Source organism: Kitasatospora sp. NPDC057015 (genome assembly GCF_042673745.1).
Taxonomy (GTDB): domain Bacteria; phylum Actinomycetota; class Actinomycetes; order Streptomycetales; family Streptomycetaceae; genus Kitasatospora.
The window spans coordinates 133,450-153,946 of the sequence record NZ_JBHUSG010000013.1; the positions used below are offsets into that span (position 1 = coordinate 133,450).

The 20,497-nt window shown below is 75.3% G+C and carries 15 protein-coding genes and 1 pseudogene; 10 read left to right on the top strand and 6 right to left on the bottom strand.

What is annotated here, in order from left to right:
• Window positions 1-34 precede the first annotated feature (34 nt).
• A complete protein-coding gene (locus tag ACFTWP_RS15810) occupies window positions 35-1,540 on the bottom strand; it encodes an APC family permease (RefSeq protein WP_380265149.1) in 1,506 nt (501 codons plus the stop codon).
• A 471-nt stretch (window positions 1,541-2,011) separates the two neighbouring features.
• On the opposite strand from ACFTWP_RS15810, the gene ACFTWP_RS15815 reads away from it, so the two are divergent.
• The 3 genes from ACFTWP_RS15815 to ACFTWP_RS15825 all read left to right on the top strand — a co-directional run bounded on the left by ACFTWP_RS15815 (window position 2,012) and on the right by ACFTWP_RS15825 (window position 6,952).
• A complete protein-coding gene (locus tag ACFTWP_RS15815; protein WP_380265095.1) occupies window positions 2,012-3,652 on the top strand; it encodes a glycosyl hydrolase family 8 in 1,641 nt (546 codons plus the stop codon).
• 260 nt (window positions 3,653-3,912) lie between these two features.
• Window positions 3,913-4,239 (top strand): hypothetical protein, encoded by a 327-nt coding sequence (locus tag ACFTWP_RS15820; RefSeq protein ID WP_380265097.1) that lies wholly within the window; start codon window positions 3,913-3,915, stop codon window positions 4,237-4,239.
• A gap of 646 nt (window positions 4,240-4,885) precedes the next feature.
• Window positions 4,886-6,952 (top strand): ABC transporter ATP-binding protein, encoded by a 2,067-nt coding sequence (locus tag ACFTWP_RS15825; protein WP_380265099.1) that lies wholly within the window; start codon window positions 4,886-4,888, stop codon window positions 6,950-6,952.
• Between the two features lie 106 nt (window positions 6,953-7,058).
• Here the strand turns inward: ACFTWP_RS15825 and ACFTWP_RS15830 are convergent, their stop codons facing one another.
• A complete protein-coding gene (locus ACFTWP_RS15830) occupies window positions 7,059-8,690 on the bottom strand; it encodes an FAD-dependent monooxygenase (protein WP_380265100.1) in 1,632 nt (543 codons plus the stop codon).
• Window positions 8,691-8,873: 183 nt separating this feature from the next.
• A complete protein-coding gene (locus ACFTWP_RS15835; RefSeq protein ID WP_380265101.1) occupies window positions 8,874-9,293 on the bottom strand; it encodes a hypothetical protein in 420 nt (139 codons plus the stop codon).
• A 215-nt stretch (window positions 9,294-9,508) separates the two neighbouring features.
• Between ACFTWP_RS15835 and ACFTWP_RS15840 the strand changes: the two genes are divergently transcribed.
• Both ACFTWP_RS15840 and ACFTWP_RS15845 read left to right on the top strand, forming a co-directional pair.
• Window positions 9,509-10,015: a DinB family protein gene (locus tag ACFTWP_RS15840; protein WP_380265102.1), complete on the top strand. Its 507-nt coding sequence runs from the start codon at window positions 9,509-9,511 to the stop codon at window positions 10,013-10,015.
• A 178-nt stretch (window positions 10,016-10,193) separates the two neighbouring features.
• Window positions 10,194-11,021 carry a hypothetical protein gene (locus ACFTWP_RS15845; RefSeq protein ID WP_380265103.1) on the top strand — a complete coding sequence of 276 codons (828 nt, stop codon included), beginning with the start codon at window positions 10,194-10,196 and terminating at the stop codon, window positions 11,019-11,021.
• Between the two features lie 308 nt (window positions 11,022-11,329).
• On the opposite strand, the gene ACFTWP_RS15850 is transcribed toward ACFTWP_RS15845, so the two are convergent.
• Window positions 11,330-11,686 carry a hypothetical protein gene (locus ACFTWP_RS15850; protein ID WP_380265104.1) on the bottom strand — a complete coding sequence of 119 codons (357 nt, stop codon included), beginning with the start codon at window positions 11,684-11,686 and terminating at the stop codon, window positions 11,330-11,332.
• On the opposite strand from ACFTWP_RS15850, the pseudogene ACFTWP_RS15855 reads away from it, so the two are divergent.
• A pseudogene (locus tag ACFTWP_RS15855) lies at window positions 11,685-12,329 on the top strand (sigma-70 family RNA polymerase sigma factor); the annotation flags it as partial. The gene ACFTWP_RS15850 and the pseudogene ACFTWP_RS15855 sit on opposite strands and share 2 nt — an antisense overlap.
• Before the next feature lie 329 nt (window positions 12,330-12,658).
• On the opposite strand, the gene ACFTWP_RS15860 reads toward ACFTWP_RS15855, so the two are convergent.
• Window positions 12,659-13,627, bottom strand: coding sequence for a hypothetical protein (locus tag ACFTWP_RS15860; RefSeq protein ID WP_380265105.1), 969 nt, complete (start codon window positions 13,625-13,627; stop codon window positions 12,659-12,661).
• Window positions 13,628-13,828: 201 nt separating this feature from the next.
• Here ACFTWP_RS15860 and ACFTWP_RS15865 point away from each other — a divergent pair, with 201 nt between their 5' ends.
• Window positions 13,829-14,290 (top strand): GNAT family N-acetyltransferase, encoded by a 462-nt coding sequence (locus ACFTWP_RS15865; RefSeq protein ID WP_380265106.1) that lies wholly within the window; start codon window positions 13,829-13,831, stop codon window positions 14,288-14,290.
• 77 nt (window positions 14,291-14,367) lie between these two features.
• On the opposite strand, the gene ACFTWP_RS15870 is transcribed toward ACFTWP_RS15865, so the two are convergent.
• Window positions 14,368-16,188 carry a serine/threonine-protein kinase gene (locus ACFTWP_RS15870; protein WP_380265107.1) on the bottom strand — a complete coding sequence of 607 codons (1,821 nt, stop codon included), beginning with the start codon at window positions 16,186-16,188 and terminating at the stop codon, window positions 14,368-14,370.
• A 358-nt stretch (window positions 16,189-16,546) separates the two neighbouring features.
• Between ACFTWP_RS15870 and ACFTWP_RS15875 the strand changes: the two genes are divergently transcribed.
• The 3 genes from ACFTWP_RS15875 (at window position 16,547) to asnB (ending at window position 20,487) form a co-directional block, all read left to right on the top strand.
• Window positions 16,547-16,858, top strand: coding sequence for a hypothetical protein (locus tag ACFTWP_RS15875; protein ID WP_380265108.1), 312 nt, complete (start codon window positions 16,547-16,549; stop codon window positions 16,856-16,858).
• Window positions 16,859-17,213: 355 nt separating this feature from the next.
• On the top strand, window positions 17,214-18,524 hold the full coding sequence (locus tag ACFTWP_RS15880; RefSeq protein ID WP_380265109.1) for an MFS transporter: 1,311 nt from the start codon (window positions 17,214-17,216) through the stop codon (window positions 18,522-18,524).
• 130 nt (window positions 18,525-18,654) lie between these two features.
• On the top strand, window positions 18,655-20,487 hold the full coding sequence (gene asnB, locus ACFTWP_RS15885; RefSeq protein WP_380265110.1) for an asparagine synthase (glutamine-hydrolyzing): 1,833 nt from the start codon (window positions 18,655-18,657) through the stop codon (window positions 20,485-20,487).
• The last annotated feature ends 10 nt before the right edge of the window (window positions 20,488-20,497 follow it).

Consider the following 20,497-nt stretch of genomic DNA (forward strand, 5'->3'; position numbering starts at 1 on the left):
CACCGGACGGGGAGCGGCGGGGATCAGGCGGGGATCAGGCGTGGTCCCGTTCCGTCGCTCCCGCCGAGGGCTCCGGCCCCGCCGCGGCCGCCGGCCCCGCTGACCCTGCCGATCCGGTGGCCGCGGCGCCGGCCGGTGCCGCCGGTTCCGTCCGTTCCGCCGGTGCGACGGGGTGCAGGAACTCCTCGCGGATCCCCTTCGGTCCGAACGGCCAGGTGCGTTCCGCCCGGGCCCAGAGCAGGAAGGCGCCCGCACCCGCGGCCACCCAGGCCAGCGACCACTCGACGGGGTGGTAGCCGGGGGAGTTGCGGTCCGCGTAGCCGTAGATGACGAGCCAGCCGATCGCCGCGACCACGCCCGGCAGCGGATACAGCCACATCCGGTACGGCCGGGCGAGTCCTGGCTGGCGCCGGCGCAGCACGGTCACCGCGGCGATCTGCGCGAGTGCCTGCACGAGCACCATCACGGTGGTGAGCATCGTGATCAGCACGGTCAGCGGCGGGTGCGCGACGGTGTCGCCGACGTGTCGGCTCAGGTAGAAGCCGGCGGCGGTGACCAGCACCATGGTCACCAGTGCGAGGACGGGGAAGCCGTGCCGGGGATGGAGCCTGCCGAAGGCGCGGAAGAACGTGCCGTCCCGGGCGGCGTCGAAGGGCACCCGCGAGCCGCCGAGCAGGCCGGTCAGGACGGAGGCGAAGGCGGTGACCAGGATGAGCACGGTCACGGTGTCGGCCGCTGCCCGGCCCCAGGCCTGCTCGAGGACGGCCGAGGCCACCGACCTGGAGGCGACGGAGTTCGGATCGAGGAGCAGGTGCCAGTCCATCGCGCCGAGCACGCCGACCTGCAGCAGCAGGTAGATCCCCATGATGCCGATGATCGACAGGATGATGGCGCGCGGCAGTACCCGGCCGGGGTTCCTCACCTCGGCGCCCAGGTAGGCGGCGGTGTTGTAGCCGAGGTAGTCGTAGATGCCGATGGTCAGGCCGGCGGCGAAGCCGATCCAGAACTGTCCGTGGGTGAGCTCGACGGCGTGCGCCGGCCAGGCGAACGCGCGGCCCGGGCTGAAGCCGGAGGCCGAGGCGAGGATGACGGCGGCCACCGAGGTGATCATCACGCCCCACATCACCGTGGTGAGCTTGGCGATGCTCTCCACCCGGCGCCATAGCAGCAGGACGACCAGGGCGCAGAGCGCGAGTCCGACCAGGTCGCCCTGGCCCTTGGTCATGCCGGGCCAGAGGTAGCCGAGGTACTGGACGAAGCCGACGACTCCGGTGGACATGATCAGCGGTATGAAGAGCATCGCCGTCCAGACGAACAGGAACGGCATCAGCCGGCCGGTGCGGTACTGGAAGGCCTCGCGGAGGTAGACGTAGCTGCCGCCGGCGCCGGGCAGCGAGGCCCCGAGCTCGGCCCAGACCAGGCCGTCGGCCAGGGCGAGGACGGCGCCCGCGATCCAGCCGATCACTGCTTGGGGGCCGCCGAACGCGGCCACCATCAGCGGGATGGTGACGAACGGTCCGATGCCGCACATCTGGCTCATGTTGATGGTGGTGGCCTGGAAGAGGCCGAGCTTGCGGGTGAAACCTGGGGACACCGGGAGCCTCCGGGCGCGGGGGAGAGGCGGAAGAGGTCGAGGCCCTGCGGGGATCGGCCTGCGAGGGGCTTCAAGTTAAAGAGCATTACTTGATGCGTCAAGCCCTGCGGTGCGGCGGGTGTCGGATGCGGGTCCACGAGGGGTCGCCGCGAGGTCGATTCGGAGGCTCGGTCGGGACGGGCCCGGCCCGGCGCGTCGGGGGTTGCAGGCGGGAGTCGGCGGGCCGCTCCCAAGTAATCTGCGGTCGACGGGGATTGACGTCGGGTCCGCCCCTCTCGTCCTCGTCAGGAAACTTTCCTAACCGAATCCCTTGACCGCGCCCCCGCGCGCCCCGATTCTGTTCCCGTCCCGTCCCGTCCCGTCCCGTCCCCGTCGCGTCGGGATCGTCGTCCAGTCCATGGGCTGAGGAGATCAGGTATGAAGAGCCTGCACAGAGTGGGCGGCACGCTGCTCGCCGCCGCCGGTCTGGTCGTGGGGGTGGTCGCGGTGCCCGCCGCCGCCGCCGTCACCCGCTACGAGGCGGAGGGCGCGACGGTCGCGCTCGGTGTGGTGGAGGCCAACCACACCGGCTTCTCGGGCACCGGCTTCGTCAACGGCGACAACGTGGTGGGTGGTTACGTCGAGTTCACGGTGAACGCCGCGAGTGCCGGCAGTGCGACGCTCGGCCTGCGGTACGCCAACGGCACCACCGTCAACCGCCCGGCCGACGTCGCGGTCAACGGCACCGTGGTGTCGGCCGGGCGCGCCTTCGCGGGCACCGGGAGCTGGGACACCTGGGCCACCTCCACGTTCACCGCCCAGCTCAAGGCGGGCGCCAACCTGGTCCGACTGACCTCCACCACCGCGGGCGGCCTGCCCAACGTGGACTACCTGGACGCCGACCCCGGCACCGGCACGCCCCCGACCGGCCCTGCCGTGCCCTTCGGCAGCCACCGGTTCCCCTACGCGGCAGGCACCTTGAAGCCGTCCGGGGCGCAGTCGACGCTCGACCAGCAGGTGGTCAGCACCTACAACGCGTGGAAGGCCGCGTTCGTCAAGCAGAACTGCGGCAACGGCTGGTACGAGGTGATCTCGCCGGATGCCGACCACCCGTACGTGGCCGAGGCCCAGGGCTACGGCATGGTCGTCACCGCGACCATGGCCGGCGCCGACCCGAACGCGCGGACCGTCTTCGACGGCATGGTGAAGTACATGCTGGCGCACAAGTCGGTGAACAACGCCAACCTGCTCGCCGCCGAGCAGGACGCCTCCTGCAAGAGCGTCAACGGCTCCGACTCGGCGACCGACGGCGACCTCGACGTGGCCTACGGCCTGCTGCTCGCCGACAAGCAGTGGGGCAGCACCGGGACTTACGACTACAAGGACCTGGCGGTCAAGCACATCAACGCCGTCAAGGCGAGCGAGGTCAACCCGACCACGCACCTGATGCTGCTCGGCGACTGGTCGGGCTCGGGCGACTCGCAGTACTACGTCACCCGCTCCTCCGACTTCATGCTCGACCACTTCCGGGCCTTCAGGGCCGCCACCGGAGACGGCACCTGGGACACCGTGCGGACCGCGCACCAGAACCTCATCACCTCGCAGCAGACCAAGTACGCCGCGAGCACCGGCCTGTTGGCGGACTTCATCGTCAACACCAACACCACCGCCAAGCCGGCCACCGGAGAGGTGCTGGAGAGCCCGAACGACGGGGACTACGGCTGGAACGCCTGCCGCGACCCCTGGCGGATCGGCGCCGACGCGGTGACCGGCGGGGACGCCGCCTCGCTGGCCTCGGCCCGCAGGCTCAACTCCTGGATCAAGGCCAAGACCGGAGGCAACCCCGACGGCGTCGTCACCGGCTACCACCTCGACGGCACCGCCTTCGACAGCGGCAAGGACATGGCCTTCACCGCGCCCTTCGTGGTCACCGCGATGACCGACCCCGGCTCCCAGGCCTGGCTGGACGCGCTCTGGAACAAGCTGGCCGCCACGCCGATCAGCCCCTCGCTGTACTACGGCGGCAGCGTCCAGTTGCAGTCGATGATCGTCGCCTCCGGCAACTACTGGGTCCCGTAGTCGGCGGGAGTCACTTCGTCACCCGCGGCGAGCCCCGGCGACACCCGTCGCCGGGGCTCGCCGCGTCCGTCGGCGACCGTCCGTCGGTGACTGACCGTTCGTGATTGTCCGTCGATGATTGTCCGCGCGTGCCGGTGCCGGTGGCGACCGGCCGGGCGGCGGGGACCGACCTAGGATCGTCGTACCGCCGGGTGCGGTACGACGCTCGCGCGAACTTCGCCCCGGCGGCCAACCGTCGTCCGGTGAAGGAGATTCCACAGGTGCGCACGTCAGTCACAGACCGGGTCGGGACGTTCTCGGACGGCTCCCGCCTCTCCCTCTGGTCGAAGGACTCCCTGCTGTCGATCGGCTCGGTGGGGTCCCTGCTGTCGGTCGGCTCGGTCGGCTCGGTGCTCTCGATCGGGTCGGTCGGGTCCGCCGGGTCGGCACTCTCGATCGGGTCCTGGGCGAGTACCGGATCGCTGCTCTCGGCCCGCTCGCGCTGGTCGGTGATGTCCTGGCGGTCCACTGCCGGGGTGATGGCCTCCGGCGCGGTCGTCACGGCCGCGGCCGTGCTGCTGCTCCAGCGCCGGCGCACCGTGTCCTGATCCGACGCCGGCCGGCGCGCCGGCGCGGGACGCCCGTGGGTTCGATCCGGGCTGCCCGCGCCCCGCGCGCCGGTCCGGTCCCGCCCGGGGACGGTGCTTCCACCCCACTTGAGCGCCGCAGCCCCAGCGCCGCAGCCTGAGCGCTGCGCGCCGCGCGCCGGGCCCCGCGCACCGGGCTCGCGCGCCGCCACCCGCGCGCCCCACCCGCGGGCCGGACCGGGAGGGCGGGTGGTCCCGCCTGGACAGTGACCGTTCCCAAGATCGGCCGCCACCAACGCGCCGACGCCGACACGGATGTACCCGGATCGAGTGAGGCCCCCGCAGACACGCCGAGCGGGCCCCCGGCCCGCTGACAGGATCGTGGCCGCACCGATCGACCAGTCCTCGCGAACGGAGTGCCGCCCGGCACCTCCGCTACCTAGGCATGACATCAACGGCGTTTGAGCATAAGCGAGTTGTGTCGCGGCCGGTGGTGATCCACCCTGCCCGCCCGCCCATGCGCAGCCGTCGATCCGCTGCCGCCCCGCCCGCCACGTACCGGCGCCGCACCGCGCGGCCGACGCTGCGATCCGCCTCGACGACCCGCCGCCGGCGCGGCAACCGGTCCCGCAGCACCGCACCCGCCCGCAGACCCAAGGGAGTCCGTGTGTCCGAGCAGAACGTCCAACAGCCCCCGCAGCAGCCCCGGGACGACGATCGGCAGGCCGTCCGCCCGTCCGAGACCGGCCCGTCCGAGACCGGCCCGTCCGAGACCGGCCCTTCCGAGACCGATCCGTCCGAGACCGACCCGGGCGCCGCCGCCGGCGAGCGCCGGGAGGAGGGTCGGCCGGCGGACGAGGAGCTGAGGTTCCTGCACCCCGGCGACGCCCGGGAGGCCGCGGGGCGGAGCATCTCCGCGCTGGCCATGCTCCGCCGCCTGCCCCAACTGGTGCGCCGTACGCTGGGCCTGGCCTGGCGCGTCGACCGCACCTCGACCGTCCTGCTGCTGGTCTGCCAGGCGGTCTCCGGCGTGCTGGGGGCGGTCGCCCTCTACGCCACCACCGGGGCGATCGGCGCGCTGATCGCCGCCGGCCCCGTCACGGGGAGACTCCAGCAGGCCGCGCCCTCGGTCGCCCTGCTCGCCGTCGGCAGCGGAGCGCGCGCCCTGCTGGGCGCGGTGATCGTCGGCCTGTCCGAACGGCTCTCGCCCCGGATCGGCCGGGAGGCGGAGCTGGAGCTGCTCACCGTGGCGACCGCGGCCGAGCTCTCGGCGTACGACAACCCGGGCTACAACGACCGCTGGGACGCCGCCGACCGCGGCGCCGAGACGGCGAGCGACCTGCTCGGCGACGCGCAGAACATCATCGCGTCCACCATCTCGCTGGCGGCGGCCGCCGGCGTCCTGGCCACGCTGCACCCGCTGTTGCTGCCGTTCCTGCTGCTCGCCTCGCTGCCGCAGGGGATGGCGGCCGTGCGGTCCGCGCGGATCTACTACCTCGCGATGCTGGACACCATCGAGGACCGCCGGGTGCTCGCCCTGCTGCGCTGGTTCCTGGTGGACAAGGACACGGCGGACCAGGTGCGTTCGGACACCGTGGCCGACCACCTGCTGGACAAGTACCGCAGGGCCGGCACCCGGATCGACCGCAGCACCAACGAGGCCTCCTGGAAGTCGGCCCGGGTCATCCTGCTCGGCTCGGCCGCGGCCGGATTCGCCACCGCGCTGGTCTGGGCGGTGCTGCTGGGCCTGCTCGCCGGCGGGATGATCACGGTGGCCTCGGCCGGCACCGCGGTGTTCGCGCTCCGGACCGCCTCCGAGGGCCTCCAGGGGATGGTCTCGCACGGCGCCCGGCTCTACCGCCTGGGGCTGTACCTGGACGACCTGTTCGCGTTCCTGGACGAGGCCGGCGGCCACCGGATCGAGCGCGGCGACCTCCGACCGGCGGCGCCGGAGGTGGTGGAGGTGCGCGAGGTCGGCTACTCGTACCAGGACGCGGACCGCCCGGCGCTGACCGGCGTGAACCTGACCGTCCGCCGCGGCGAGATCGTGGCGCTGATCGGCGAGAACGGCTCGGGCAAGTCCACCCTGCTGAAGCTGATCTCCGCGCTCTACCTGCCGACCGAGGGGGTGGTCAGCTGGGACGGCGTACCGACCGGCGACCTGGACGCGCACGCCGCCTGGCGGTTCACCGCCCGCGTCCCGCAGGACTTCGCCCGGTGGCCGATGACCGCCCGGGAGAACATCGAGCTGGGCGGCCCGTCCGAGCGCGGGGACACGGCGGTGCGGGAGGCCGCCGCGCTCTGCGGGGCGGACGAGGTGCTCGACTCCCTGCGCAAGGGCCTGGACACGCTGCTGGCCCGCCAGTGGTGGGGCGGCCAGGAGCTGTCCGCCGGGCAGTGGCAGCGCTTCGCCGTGGCCCGGTCGTTCTTCCGCTCCACCCGGAACCCGGGGCTGCTCATCCTGGACGAACCCACCTCCGCCCTCGACCCGCGCGCCGAGCACCGCATCTTCAAGAACCTCCGCGAGCTGGCCAGGGACCGGGCCGTCCTGCTGGTCACCCACAACCTCGGCAACGTGGTGGTGGCGGACCGGATCGTGGTGATGCGCGAGGGCCGGATCATCCAGCAGGGCAGCTGGGACGAACTCTCCTCCCGGCCGGGCCTGTTCAGGGAGCTGCTCGACCTCCAGCGGGACCGGGGGGTGCCCGGCCAGCGGCGGGCCACCGCCGGCTGACGGACGTGCGGTGCGGGGCCGGCCGGACCGGTCCCGCACCGGCTCGCGGCCCGTAGCCCGTGCTCAGCGGCGTGTGGTCAGCGGTCAGCGGCCCGACCCGGCCCGGTCAGGAGACCGGGGTGAAGGTCCGGCGCAGGTGGGTGACCAGCGCGTCCGGGTCGGCGGGGCGGAACCGGCCGCCGAGATAGCCGTCGGGGCGGACGAGGACGGCCTCGCCGGGGCGGCTCCGGTAGGCCGTGCGGAAGCCGTCCTCGCCGTCCTGCACGCAGGGGAGCCGGATGCCCTCCGCCCGGGCGTCGGGGGTGAGCAGCGCGTAGCTGTCCAGCCGCCCGTGGGCGGCCGAGGCTGCCGCGTCCGCGCAGCGGTGGAGGAGGTCCGCCGGGGTGTCCGGTCCGGCGTGCAGGAGCAGTGTGTGGTGCGGACCCCGGAGCAGGTCGAACAGGCGCAGCGGGTAGCGGGCGAGGTCGCGCAGGAGCCCGCCGCAGTCGGGCGCCCGGTCTCCCGGTGCGGGGGTGTCGGCCGCCGCCGCGTCGGCCCCGTCGACGAGCGGGCTCTCCCGGTAGCCGACCAGCAGCTGGGCCTCGCGGAGCAGGACCGTCGTGAGGTCGGCGGGGTCGGCCGTGATGCCGGCGCGGGCGTGCCGCACCGTACGGCCGACGACCTCCTCGCCCACCGGGTGGCGTTCGGCCTGGTAGCTGTCGAGCAGGCCCTCGTCTGCGGCGCCGCCGACCACCAGGGCCAGCTTCCAGGCCAGGTTGTAGGCGTCCTGCACGCCGGTGTTCATGCCCTGGGCGCCGGTCGGCGGGTGGATGTGGGCGGCGTCCCCGGCGAGGAACACCCGGCCCTCCCGGTAGCGGTCGACCAGGCGGTGACTGATCCGGAACACCGAGGACCAGCGCAGCGCGGAGGCGGTGGTGGGCGTCGGGGAGAGCCGGTCGAGGACGGCCTGGATGTGCCGGAGCTTGGGCGTGCGGCTGGTTTCGAGCCCGTGCGCGACCTCGCCGTTGGTGCCGTGCACGGAGGCCACCGCTTCGAGTTCGGGCGGTACGAGCATCGACATCCGGTAGCGGTTGAGGCCCGGGAGCGGGATGCACACCAGGATGTCGTCGGCGCCGCCGTCGGCGTCGTGGTGCACCGAGCGGACCCCGAATCCGACCGGAAGGTCCCAGTCGACCTCGACGTCCCCGAGCATGTACTGCTCGGGGAAGGCATCGCCGTCGAAGCGGATCCCCATGGCCCGGCGCACCGGGCTGTGCGCGCCGTCGCAGCCGATCAGGTAGCGGGCCTGGACGTCCTCCCGGCCGTCCGGTGTCCTGAGCACGGCGCGCACGCCGTCGGCGTCCTGGCCGAGGTCGATCAGTTCGGTGCCGCGTTCGACCCGGGTGCCGAACCGGGCGAGGTGGTCGGCCAGCAGGCGCTCGGTGGTGTACTGCGGGATCGCCGCGAATCCGTACGGGATGTCGGCGGGCAGCTCCATCTCGATCCGGGGCCCGGGCTTCCCGTCGACGAAGATCAGCTGGCCGCGCATCGGGAGGGCGGCGTCGAGTGCCTCGCGGGCCAGACCCATCGTGTCCCAGATCTCCAGGGTCCGGGGCTGGACCCCGACGGCCTTGGCGTAGGGCTGCGGCTCGGCGAGCTTGTCGACGATCCGGCAGTCGACCCCGTGGCGGCGGAGCTCCGCCGCGGCGGTCAGGCCGACCGGGCCCGCTCCCACCACCAGCACATCGGTGTCGCCCATGGTCTCTCCCCGGCGTCGGGACGATGCGCGATCGCATCACTCCTCAGCCTGCCCCTCCCGGGCGGGGGGCCGCCACTCGCACGGGAGGTCGGGCGGACGGGAGCAGGTCGACCTCGGAGCCGGTTCGGCGGCCCGTCGCGCCGTCCGCCGGAGGGGCGGCCCCCACCGCCGGCCCGCCCCCGGTCAGCGCGGGTAGGGCCCGGCCGGCAGCGCGTCGTCCGGCGGGAAGAAGGCGGTGATCGGGCCGCGCGCCCCGTCCCGCTGGAACCACACCATCCGGCGCCGCGACCCGATGTACGCGGGGGCGCTCACGTACAGGTCGTCGCGCGGCGCCCGCTCGTTCCCGGGCGCCAGCGCGGCGTCGGTGGCGTCGGCGGCGATGGTGCGCAGCAGGGCCAGCACGGTCGCCTCGGCGGCGGCCGGCGCGATGGCGAGGTCCGCCAGCTCCTGCCAGAGCTCGGCCGAGACGAACGAGATCGGTGAGTTGCCCAGGGCCGGGTGGGGCCGCGGGTCCCGGTACGGGTGCGCGGCGGCGTCCCGGCGCCGCTGGGCGGCCGGGGGGCCCGGCGGCCGGCCGGGCGACCGTGGCGGATCGGAGTCCATGACGGGCACGGTAGCGCGCCGGCCGCCCGGACCGGGACGCACGCCCCGACGTGGTCGCCGCGGCCGGACCGTGGCCGCAGGTCGTCCGCCGCCCCCGGCCGCTCCGCCCGCCGCGCCGCGCCGGCCTGTCGCTGCGCCGCGCGGAGCCCCCGACGGGCCACAATCGAGGCGGCCACCGGTCGTGCCGAGCACCGGCTGCGCCGGGAGGAGCCCCGATGAACTGCGCCGGTCTGCTGGTCGACGCCTTCGGCCGGATCCGTACGGCCGTCCACGACGCGGTCGACGGACTCGACGCCGACGAGCTCGCCGCCCGCCTCGACGAGGGCGCGAACTCGATCGCCTGGCTGGTCTGGCACCTCACCCGGATCCAGGACGACCACGTCGCCGACGTCGCCAGGACCGAGCAGATCTGGACCGCGCAGGACTGGTTCGGCCGCTTCTCGCTGCCCTTCGCCGCCCGGGCGACCGGCTACGGCCACACCGCGCACGAGGTGGCCCGGCTGCGGGTGCCCTCCGCCGAGCTGCTCACCGGCTACCACGACGCCGTGCACGAGCGCACCCTGGAGTTCGTCGGCGCCCTCACCGACGCGGACCTCGACCGGGTGGTGGACGAGGCCTGGACCCCGCCGGTGACCCTCGGCGTACGGCTGGTCAGCGTGCTGGCGGACGACCTCCAGCACGTCGGCCAGGCGGCCTTCGTCCGGGGCGCGCTGTTGCGCTAGCGACTCCGGGGAGCGCTCGGGGCGGTCCTGCCTCCGTCCCCCCTGCCTCGGTGCCTGCGCGCGGCCCGTGCACACCTGACGGTCCGTCCGGCGGGAGGGGCGGGCCGCGGGCTTCGCCGCCGGCGGTTCCGGGGGCGGCCGGACAGCGGGTGCCACCGGATGCGACGATGGGGCCATCGTGACGACCTGGCAGCCCCGGATGCTCCGCGCCCTGGTCTTCGCCACCGCTTGCGTGGCGATGGCCGCCGGCGCGCACCACGCCGTGTCCCGGTCCGGGACGCCGCTGCCGCTGCCCGCCCTGGCGCTGGCCTTCGGCGGAGCGGCCGGAGGCAGCTGGCTGCTGGGCGGTCGCCGACGCGGATTCCCCCTGATCGCGGCCTGGATGACGACCACCCAGGCAGCCCTCCACCTGCTCTTCGAGTACGCCCCCGCCCTCGGCGGGGCCGGTGGCCGCCCCACGGCCGCACCGGTGGACTGGGCCGCCCTGCTGCTCTGCAACACCAGGGACCCGGCCGCGCTCGGGACGACCCCCGAGGAGCTGGCGCGGGCGGCGGGCCTCGACCCCGAGACGCTCTCGACCTCCGCCGCCTGGCTCGCCCGGCTGGGGCCGGCGGGCCATCAGCATCCGGCCGCGGCCGGGCACGGAGCCCTCTCCGGCGCCCACGCGACGGCCGGCGGCACGGGCGCCGGATCCCTGACGGCCGGTCACGATCCCCTGATGTCCGCGCACGCCCTCTCGATCGGCATGGTGGGCGGCCACCTGCTCGCCGCCCTCGCCTGCGCCCTGCTGCTGTGGCGCGGCGACGCCGCGATCGCCGGCCTCTTCACCCTTCTGCGGGCGCTGGCCTGCGTGCTGCTCCCCGCCCTGTCGCTGCCGGGGCCGGGCACCGCCGGTCCGTCCACCGCCGTCCGCCCGGCGCGGCGCGCCGCCCGGCTGCCCCGGCCGGCCCTCCTGACGTACGTCCTGGTGCGGCGCGGGCCGCCGGCCTTCGACCTGGCAGCCTGAATCCGCCCGTCCCCCCGTGGGGTGCCGGCCGTTCCCCGCGTGTGCGGCGGCCGGCCGTCCGCGCGATGCGCCGGGCCGGTCACCCCTGCGCGCTCGCGCCGCCCGTCGGGGCGGCCCGCCGCCGGGGCAGGCCCCGCCGCCCCCGCCGGAGAAGCCCCGTCCATGGTCGGGGCCCGCCCGTGCAGCTGCCCGACTCCCCGTTCGACGGGGGCGAGGCATGCTCCCGGGCGGTATCACTGCGCGGGGTGCTGCCCGGGGCGCCGTCCACCGGCAGAGCCGCCCTGCGGCCGCCGCCCTCGTTCCCGCCCTCAGGATCCGTCATGTCTCGCAGCAGAACCTCTCTCGCCCCCGCCGCCCGCCGGGGCTTCCGACCCGTCGCCGGTGCCGGTGCCGCGCCCTGCTCCCGTACCAGTACCCGGCCCTTGGGGTGCTTCGTCCGCGGTGCGGTGCGCCGCCCGGGGCAGCGCGTCGCCCAGTCGCTCCAACAGGCCGTCCGACCAGGCGGGGGAGGGGCCCGGCGCTCGCGACGCGAGCTCCCGCAGGCGTCGTGCCACGGCCAGCCACTGCGCGCAGTCGGCGCAGGAATCGGGGTGCGGGCCCGGGCCGGGGCCGCCCTCGCCGTCGAGGTGGGCGGACATCGCGGCGCGGTACTCGGCACAGGTCATGGGCCCATCGTCCCGCAGCCCGGCGGGCGGCTCCCAGGGGAGGTCGCGCCGGTCGGTGCGGGCCTCGCCGACCGATCGGAGGCGGGCCGTGGATGACGAGCAGGTGACCGCGCTCGCCCTGTCCGCGCGCGAGGGCCGCCGGGAGGACGTGGAGGCGTTCGTCCGGGCCACCCAGCGGGACGTCTGGCGGTTCCTCGCCCATCTGACGGACGCGGAGTCGGCCGACGACCTGGCCCAGGAAACCTTCCTGCGGGCCCTCGGCGGGCTCGCCGGATTCGCCGGCCGCTCCTCCGCCCGTACCTGGCTGCTCTCGATCGCCCGCCGGACGGTCGTGGACCGCTACCGCCGCGCGGCGGCCCGACCCAGGTGCGCGGCCGTCCCGGACTGGGAGGAGGCGGCCGATCAGGTGCCCCGGCGGGAGCGCGGGTTCGAGGACGAGGTGGCACTCGCCGACCTGCTCGACCGGCTGCCGGCCGAGCGGCGCGAGGCCTTCGTGCTCACCCAGGTCGTCGGCCTGAGCTACGCGGAGGTCGCGGAGGTCGCCGACTGCGCGGTGGGCACCGTCCGCTCACGGGTGGCCCGGGCCCGCGACGAACTGGTCGCGCTGATACGGGCCGCCGAGTCACCGGCCGAGCCGGCGGGCGGCGCCGTCGCCACCGCCCCGGGCGCCGTCCGGCCCACCGCGCGTCCCTCGCTACGGCCGTCCGCCCACCCCGTCGGTGCCCGCCTTCCCGTCGCGGGCGGTGACGGTGACGGTGACGGTGATGGGGTCGCGGCCCGGGTCGCGAACGGGGATGGTGCCGTGGTCGTCGTTCCCGTCGCCGGGTAGCCCCGGCCGGTGGGAGCCGGGACGGGTGCCTCGGCGCCGTCCCGGCTCCCACCGAGGGTCCTGATCGAACGCTATTAACGGGCCCGGTGGCGATCACGTGGCGCTGCCGAAAGGACCGGCCAAGGGCCTACTGGGGGCGGGGGTCAGCCCTCCGCGATCCGGCGGAGCTGCTCCATGGTGGGGAGCGGGCGGCTCCGCGGCCGAGCGGCGTTGATGCGCGAGGCCGCGCGGTCCAGCGCACGGCGCAGGCCCTGCGCCTGCAGCGGCATGCCGGCCGGCCGAAGGACGGTGCCGCCCTCGACGCTGGGCCGGCCCCCGGTGTGATTGGGCAGCAGACTCACGAACAGGCGATCGTGGTACGGGTCGACGCCCTGGTCGGGATGCTCCAGGTGCCAGGCCCGCAGTTGCGCCACCAGGCGTTCGCGGATCGGCAGGTAGCGGTCCAGGGCGGCCCGGGTGGGCGCGGAGAGCGGGAGCGGCTGCGTCAGGTGGACGTGTCGGTCGACGAGGCGCTGCGGGTTGAGCCTTAGCCGCAGCGTGCTCCGGTCCGGCGCGAGGTCACCGAGGCGGATGCTCGCCAGCTCGCCCGAACGCCCCCGGGTGTCGAGGCAGAGGCCGATCGCCGCGAGGATGCGGGCGTGGTCGTCGTCGAGGAGCGGGCGACGGTTCTGGCTCCGCAGGTACTCGCGCAGCCGTCCGGCCTCCTCGACGGTCGTACCCGCCTTCGGCGCGGGTGCCGGCGTCCGGTGCGCCAGGGCGAACGGGTGGCCCGCCCGCTCGGAGAGCCGGTTGAGGCAGCCCACCCGGGTCCGGTTGGTCGCGTCCGAGGTCGGGGTCGGTCCCGTCGCTCCCGGTCCCGTCGGGGTCGGTCCCGACGCTCCCCGTCCCGTCGGGCCTGCGCCGGTCGGGGCGGAACGGTAGCGGCCGGCCTCGGCCCCGCGCAGGAACGCCGCCACGGCCTCGGGCGTCAGGGGGCCGTCCGGCACGTCGCCGGCGCTGACGGCGCGTTCGAGCTCCCGGAGGACGGCGGCGAACTGGCGGCGGCGTTCCCCCGTCATCGCCGGGGTCAGCTCGGCGTGGGCCCGACGCAGGTCCCGGAGGCTGGGGTTCATGGGCTAGCACCTTACGACCTCGGGAGCGACCCGCCGAACCGCGCGCGCGAGACCCCGGACAGGGCAGGCCGGAAGCCGGCCGCGCGGGCCCCGAAGGGTCTCACAACTCGCGCTTCCCGTAGGGCCGCTGCCACGTCACGGCGGTCTCCCGGTCGGTACCGTCCCGCCGCCGCCGGCCGGGACACCTGTCATGATCCCTCCATGCGCGCACAGATCACCGCGGCCGACATCACCGACATCCACCAGGTCCTCGCCGATCACCACCGCTACTGGGGAGAGCGCGACCTGCGATCCCTGCACGTCCTCGCGCTGGTGCACGAGTTCGGTGACACCTGCCTGGTCGCCCGGGGCCCGGACGGGATCCACGGGTATCTCATCGGGTTCGTCACCCCGACCGGTACCGGGTACGTCCACCTGATCGCCACCCGGGACGACGCCCGCGGCACCGGTCTCGCACGCCGCCTCTACGAGGTCTTCGCCGACGCCGCGCACCGCCGGGGAGCACGGCGGCTGAAGGCGGTCACCGCGGTCGGCAACACCGGGTCGATCGCGTTCCATCGTCGCCTCGGCTTCGAGGTGACCGTCGTCGACGACTACAACGGCCCGGGCCAGGCCATGGCCGTCTTCCGTCGCGTGCTGCCGTTCGACGCGACCCGGCCCTGACCAGCCGGCCGGTCACCGGTCTGCCGGTCAGGGCCGTCGGGCCCCCGGCCGGTTGGCCCCTGCGGCACCGACCGGGCTCAGCGCCGGGGCGCCAGGTCGCCGGTGAAGCCGTCCACCTCCAGGTGCAGGCTGCCGTCGGTGTTGCGGGTGTAGACCTGGAGCGCGGGGTTCGCGACGCAGCCGCTGAGACCGGTGGTCGGCGAGGTCTTCAGCACCAGGCGCTGCGCCTCGGCCGAGATCAGCAGCGCGGTGCTGTCGCAGTACGGCGTGCCGGCGCCGGTGTTGTTGTGGATGGTGGCCACCGGCCCGTCCTTCTCGCCCTGGCCGATGGTGATCCGGAAGTCGGCCTGGAGCGGGAGTGCCGGGGTGGTGAGGATGCCGGCCCAGGTGCCCAGGTACCCGGCCGGGACCTGGCCGCCGGGCGGCGGCGCGGCGGTGTCCGACGGAGTGCCGACCGGCCCGGAGGTGGCCGCGGTCGGTTCCGCACCGGGGGAGGTGTGCGCGGCGGTCGGGGAGGCCGCGCCGTCGGCGCCCGGGTTCGCACTGCCCCGGCCGCCCTGGTCGGAGCCCCAGCCCTGGACCAGCCAGGTGGTCAGGCCCGCGGCGGCCACGGCCAGCACGGCGGCCGTGACCAGCCCCCGGCGCCGTCGCGCCTCCCGGCCCACGGGCGCTCCCGGCGGGGTGGAGGCGCCCGGGTGGCCGTCGGCGCCGGGGTACCCGTGGGCCGGCGGCCCCGGCAGGGCGGTGGCGGCGGCGGTCGGAGCCCGGCCGGGGGGCCCGGCCGCCGGGGGAGCGGGCGCCACCCAGGGCAGTGGCGGGCCGAACCGTCCGGTGGGCGCCCCCGGTGCCGCGCCGGCCGGTGCCGGGGGCGCACCGGAAGCGGCGCCGCCGACCGGGGCGTACCGGCTCCCGCTTCCGGAGGACGCGGCGGGCTCGCCCGCGACCGCACCGGTGGCGGCGTCCAGGTCCAGCAGTTCGACCGCCAGCCGGGCGAGCGCACCGGCGACCGCCGGCGGCAGCCAGTCCCCGCCGAGCCGGCCGGCGCCGCCGGGGCCCGCCCCGGGAGCGCTCGCCGGCCCGCCGCCCGCGGTGGTCAGCGCCTCCCGCACCTGGTCCGGCGTCGGCCGGGACGCGGGGTCCTTGGCCAGGCAGGCGGCGATCAGCGCCCGCAGTTCCGGCTCGTGGGAGGCCAGCCGGTCGAGGTCCGGGTCCTCGTGCACGACCCGGTAGAGGAGGGCGGGGGTACTGAGCCCCTCGCCGAAGGGCGCGCTGCCGGTCGCGGCGAAGGCGAGGACGGCGCCGAGCGAGAAGACGTCCCCGGCGGGCCCCGACGGCAGGCCCTGCGCCTGCTCGGGGGAGAGGTAGCCGGGCGAGCCGATCACGAAGCCGGATCGGGTGAGCGCCGTGGCGGCGTCCAGCGACCGGGTGATGCCGAAGTCGATCAGGCGGGGGCCGTCCAGGGCCAGCAGCACGTTGGACGGTTTGACGTCCCGGTGCACCAGGCCGAGCCCGTGCACCGCCGCCAGGGCCTCGGCGAGCCCGGCTCCGAGCACGCGCAGGGCGGTGGCCGGCAGCGGCCCGAACTCCCGGACGGCGGCGGTCAGGGACGGCCCCGCGACGTAGGCGGTGGCGACCCACGGCCGCTCGCTCTCGGTGTCGGCGTCCAGCACGGGAGCCGTCCACCGCCCGCCCACCCGCCGGGCCGCGCTGACCTCCTGCCGGAACCGCACCCGGAACTCGTGGTCCGCGGCGAACTCCCGGTGCACGGTCTTCACCGCCACCGTGCGCCCGCCCGCCGTACGGCCCAGATAGACCTGGCCCATCCCCCCGGCGCCGAGCCGCCGCAGCAGGCGGTACTCGCCGATCTGCCGGGGATCCGCCGCGTCCAACGCTTCCATGGCCTGCCCCGCTCCCCCCGCCGGCGCCAGTCGAAACCCGGCCGCCGGCACCCGCCCGACCTGATCGCCCCAACGCGACCGGCCGGCCCGACCGACTTCACCACGGACTGTACTTGACGTCCTCCGGGCCCTGTAGGCCCTGGATTCCTACCACGGTCGTGTGACCGTCTCGGTGGGTTCCTGCTCGGAGTGCATCGAGAACCGGCGACGACCGTCGTAGGACACTCCGCTCTGCCGGCCGAACCGGCCAACCCCCGGTTGCGCCGCCGGGTGGGTGTTCGGCCTCGGACGGTGCTTGCCGCGGTGGCCGCCGCAAACTCCGTTGCGGCGCCGGCGAGGGGCCGTCAAGCTGCTCTCCATGCCGGGTCAGGGGAAGCGGAGGCGTCAGCGGTCGGAGCTCCGGGAGCGTGCCGCGGCGGCCTGGGCCGCCGAGGCGGAGCGTCCCGGCCACTGGGAGGTCGTCTTCGAGACCCGGGACGAGTCGGACTGGTCGAACCAGCTGCCGACGCGGATCCGCCGGTTGCGCGCGGAGCGCGGGGTGACCGACGAGAGGCTGATCCGGGTGGATGTCCTCTGCGGACGGACCGTGCAGCCCACCACCTACCGGCTGAGCCTGTTCGTGCCGGCGGACGCGGTGCCGCCCTCCGCCGAAGCGCCGCCGCACCCCTGAGCCCGCGTGAGCCCGGTTCGAGCTCGGGGCCCGAGCTCCCGCGTGGTGTCGTCGCCGCCCCGGGAGCCGCCGGGTCCGCACCCGAGCCCCGGAATCCCCCAGATGTTCGGGAACTTCCGTCCCCCGTCGGGCGACTGCTGTGACGGACGCCGTCGATCGGCGGTGTCCGCCATGACGGAGGGAGCGACATGCGGCCGCACGGGCAGGACCGCCGCCGGCGCGGAGTCCCGCGGTGACGGGCTCGGTGAGTGGCTCGGCGACGGGCGCGATGTCGGGCGGCGGGTCGGGGCCGGCGGCGAACACGGCCGTGGACGGCGGGCCGGGCGGCGGGACCGGTGCGACGGCGCCGCGGCCGGTGCCGGAGGACCGGTGGAGCCTGGTCGCGGTCGCCGGGATGCTGTCGTTCGTCGCGATGCTCGACATGAACGTCGTGAACCTCGCGCTGACCGACCTCGCCCGTGACCTCGGGGTCTCCGCGGGGGTGGCGCAGTGGGCCGTGCTCGGGTACCAACTGCCTTTGGTGGCCCTGTTGCTGCCGGCCGGGCGCTGGCTGGACCAGGTCGGGATCCGGCCCGCCCTGCTGACCGCGGTCGGGGGCTTCGCGGTGGCCGGGGCGTTCGCGGCGGTGGCCCCGTGGGCGGTCTGGCTGATCGTGGCCCGGCTCGTCCAGGGGGCTTTCGGGGCGGTGCTGTTCGTCCTGATGCCGGTGCTGGCGATGCGCTCGGTGCGGCCGGGGCTGCGCGGCCGGGCGATGAGCGTGCCGGCGACCCTCGGACCGCTCGGCGCGGTCACCGGCCCTGCGGTCGGCGGCCTGCTGCTCGACCACTTCGGGTGGCGGGCGGTCTTCCTGGTGAAGCTCCCGGTCTGCCTGGCGGCGTGGCTGATCGCCCGCCGCTGCGCCCCGCCCGGCGGCCGGCTGCGCCGCCCGGACGCCGCCTCGCTCGCCGACGCGGGGCTGGTGGGTGGCGCGGTCGCGGCGCTGCTGCTGGGGCTCGGCCTGTCGTCCGCCTCGCCGGCCTGGCTGCTGCTGGGCGTGCCCGCCGTCCCGCTGCTGGCCCGGTGGTCGCGGGGGCCGGGCGGGCGGCCGGTGCGGGAGGTGCTGCGCGCGGGGGGTACGCACGGTCTGCACGCCGCCGTGCTCGCGGTCGCGGCGGGCTTCGCGGCGATGCACTATCTCGTCGCGCTCCATCTGCGCCGCGACGAGGCGGTGAGCGCCACCGCCACCGGGCTGGCCGTGCTCTGCTTCCCGCTCGCGATGGGCCTGACCGGCCCGCTCGGCGGGCGTCTGGCGGACCGTTTCGGGGCCCGGCCGGTCGCGGTCGCGGGGGCCGGACTCACCGCCGTCGGCCTGCTGCTGCTCGTCCCGCTGGGTGACGGCTGGTCACTGCCCGCCGTCGCCTGGCGGCTCGCCCTGGCCGGTGCCGGGATGGGCCTGTACGGGGGGCCGGTGCAGGCGCTGGTGATGTCCTCGGCGCCGCCGGAGCGGACGGCGACCGCCGGCTCCGCTGTCCAGTTGGCCCGCAGCCTGGGCTTCACGCTGGGCCCGGCACTCGGGGCGGCCGGCTGGGCGATCGGCGGCGGCGTCCGGGCCGGCCTCGGGCTGTCCGCCGCGACCGGCTGTCTCGCGGTGGCGCTGATCGCCCGGTCCGGACGCCGCCGCGGCTGAGCGGCCGGCCGCGCCCGTCCTTGTCTTCCGTCTTCCCCTTTCCCGCTTCCCGCTTCCCGCTTTCCCCTTTCCCTTTTCCCCTCCCGTCCTCCGTCCTCCGTCCAAGAACGACCGTAAGGAGTGCCCCCGCATGTGCGGCATCACCGGCTGGGTGTCCTTCCACCAGGACGCCCGCCTGCACGTCCCCGTGATCGAGGCGATGACCGCCACCATGGCCCTGCGCGGCCCCGATGCCGGCGGTGTCTGGCTCGGCGCGCACGCCGCCCTCGGCCACCGCAGGCTCGCCGTCCTCGACCCGGACGGGGGTGCCCAGCCGATGGCGGACTCGCCGGACCGGCCCGAGGTCGTCCTGAGCTACAGCGGCGAGATCTACAACCACCACGAGCTGCGCGCCGAACTGCGCCGCAGAGGGCACCGGTTCCGTACCCGCAGTGACACCGAGGTGGTCCTGCGCGGCTACCGGGAGTGGGGTGACGGCCTGGTGGACCGGCTGGTGGGGATGTACGCGTTCGCCGTCTGGGACGAGCGGGCCGGGCGGCTCCTACTGGTCCGGGACCGCCTCGGTGTGAAGCCGCTGTTCTGGGCCCCGATCGACGGCGGCCTGGCCTTCGGCTCCGAACCCAAGGCGCTGTTCGCCCACCCCGGGATCACCCCCCGGGTGGGTGCGGAGGGCCTGCGGGAGGCGTACAGCCTGCTCTTCAACACCGGACCCACCCTCTGGGAGGGCATCCGGGAGATCGAACCCGGCGGGATGCTCACCGTCGACCGCGCCGGCCAGGTCGAGCGCCGGTACTGGCAGTTGGAGGCGCGCCCGCACACCGACGACCTGGCCGCCACCGTCGAGCAGGTCGCCGGGCTGGTCGACCGGGCCGCCCGGAGCCAGCTGGAGGCGGACGTACCGCTCTGCAGCCTGCTCTCGGGCGGCCTCGACTCCACCGTCCTCACCGCGCTCGCCGCCGACGAACTCCGGCTCACCGGGGGCCCCGAGGCGCTGCTGCGCTCGTACGCCGTGGACTACAGCGACCAGGCGGTGGCGTTCACCGGTGACGTCCTGCGGACCGGCCACGACACGCCGTACGCGGCCGAGGCCGGTGCGTTCATCGGCACCGAGCACAGCACGGTCGTGCTCGATCCGAAGGCGCTGCTGGACCCGGAGCACCGCCGGGCCGTCGTCGTCGCCCGGGACTCGCCGATCGGGGTGGGCGACATGGACACCTCGCTGTACCTGCTCCTCGGCGAGATCCGCGAACACTCCACCGTGGCGCTGTCCGGCGAGGCGGCGGACGAGGTGTTCGGCGGCTACCCGTGGTTCCACGCCTCGGCGGCGCTGGCCGCGCAGACCTTCCCCTGGCTGCTGGTGACCGGCGACGAGGCCGCCATGCCGCTGCATCCCGAACTCGCGGCCGTGCTGCGGATCGGGGAGTTCCGCGCCGACACCTACCGCACGGCGCTGGCCGCCGTCCCCCGGGTGGACGGCGAGGACGCGGCCGAGCACCGCAGGCGCGAACTGCAGCACCTGTCCCTGACCCGCTGGCTGCGCCAGCTCCTGCACCGCAAGGACCGGTTGTCGATGGCGCGCGGCCTGGAGGTCAGGGTGCCCTACTGCGACCACCGGCTCGTCGAGTACGCGTTCAACGTCCCCTGGAGCATGAAGAGTCACGACGGCCGGGAGAAAGGCCTGCTGCGGTCCGTCGGTACGGGCATCGCACCGGAGTCGGTGCTCTGGCGACCCAAGAACCACTACCCGGCCACCCACCACCCGGACTACAACCGGGGGTTGCAGCGACTGGCACGGGAGGCGCTGGACGTGCCGCAGGTCCGTGAGATCGCCGACGCGTCGGTGCTCGGGACCACGCTCGACGCCCCGGCCGAGCGCCTTGACTGGGGCCAACGGCTGCGCCTGGAGAGGGTGGTGGACCTCGCCCTCTGGCTGGACCACCACCGCCCGGCGATCACCCTCTGACACCCCGCGC

Bases quoted from the DNA above. Each gene is read 5' to 3' on its own strand.
- ACFTWP_RS15850 (WP_380265104.1), bottom strand. From the start codon at position 11,686: ATGACCTGTGCCGAGTACCGCGCCGCGATGTCCGCCCACCTCGACGGC.
- ACFTWP_RS15865 (WP_380265106.1), top strand. From the start codon at position 13,829: ATGCGCGCACAGATCACCGCGGCCGACATCACCGACATCCACCAGGTC.
- asnB (WP_380265110.1), top strand. From the start codon at position 18,655: ATGTGCGGCATCACCGGCTGGGTGTCCTTCCACCAGGACGCCCGCCTG.
- ACFTWP_RS15830 (WP_380265100.1), bottom strand. From the start codon at position 8,690: ATGGGCGACACCGATGTGCTGGTGGTGGGAGCGGGCCCGGTCGGCCTG.
- ACFTWP_RS15835 (WP_380265101.1), bottom strand. From the start codon at position 9,293: ATGGACTCCGATCCGCCACGGTCGCCCGGCCGGCCGCCGGGCCCCCCG.
- ACFTWP_RS15860 (WP_380265105.1), bottom strand. From the start codon at position 13,627: ATGAACCCCAGCCTCCGGGACCTGCGTCGGGCCCACGCCGAGCTGACC.
- ACFTWP_RS15810 (WP_380265149.1), bottom strand. From the start codon at position 1,540: ATGAGCCAGATGTGCGGCATCGGACCGTTCGTCACCATCCCGCTGATG.
- ACFTWP_RS15870 (WP_380265107.1), bottom strand. From the start codon at position 16,188: ATGGAAGCGTTGGACGCGGCGGATCCCCGGCAGATCGGCGAGTACCGC.
- ACFTWP_RS15840 (WP_380265102.1), top strand. From the start codon at position 9,509: ATGAACTGCGCCGGTCTGCTGGTCGACGCCTTCGGCCGGATCCGTACG.
- ACFTWP_RS15815 (WP_380265095.1), top strand. From the start codon at position 2,012: ATGAAGAGCCTGCACAGAGTGGGCGGCACGCTGCTCGCCGCCGCCGGT.
- ACFTWP_RS15875 (WP_380265108.1), top strand. From the start codon at position 16,547: ATGCCGGGTCAGGGGAAGCGGAGGCGTCAGCGGTCGGAGCTCCGGGAG.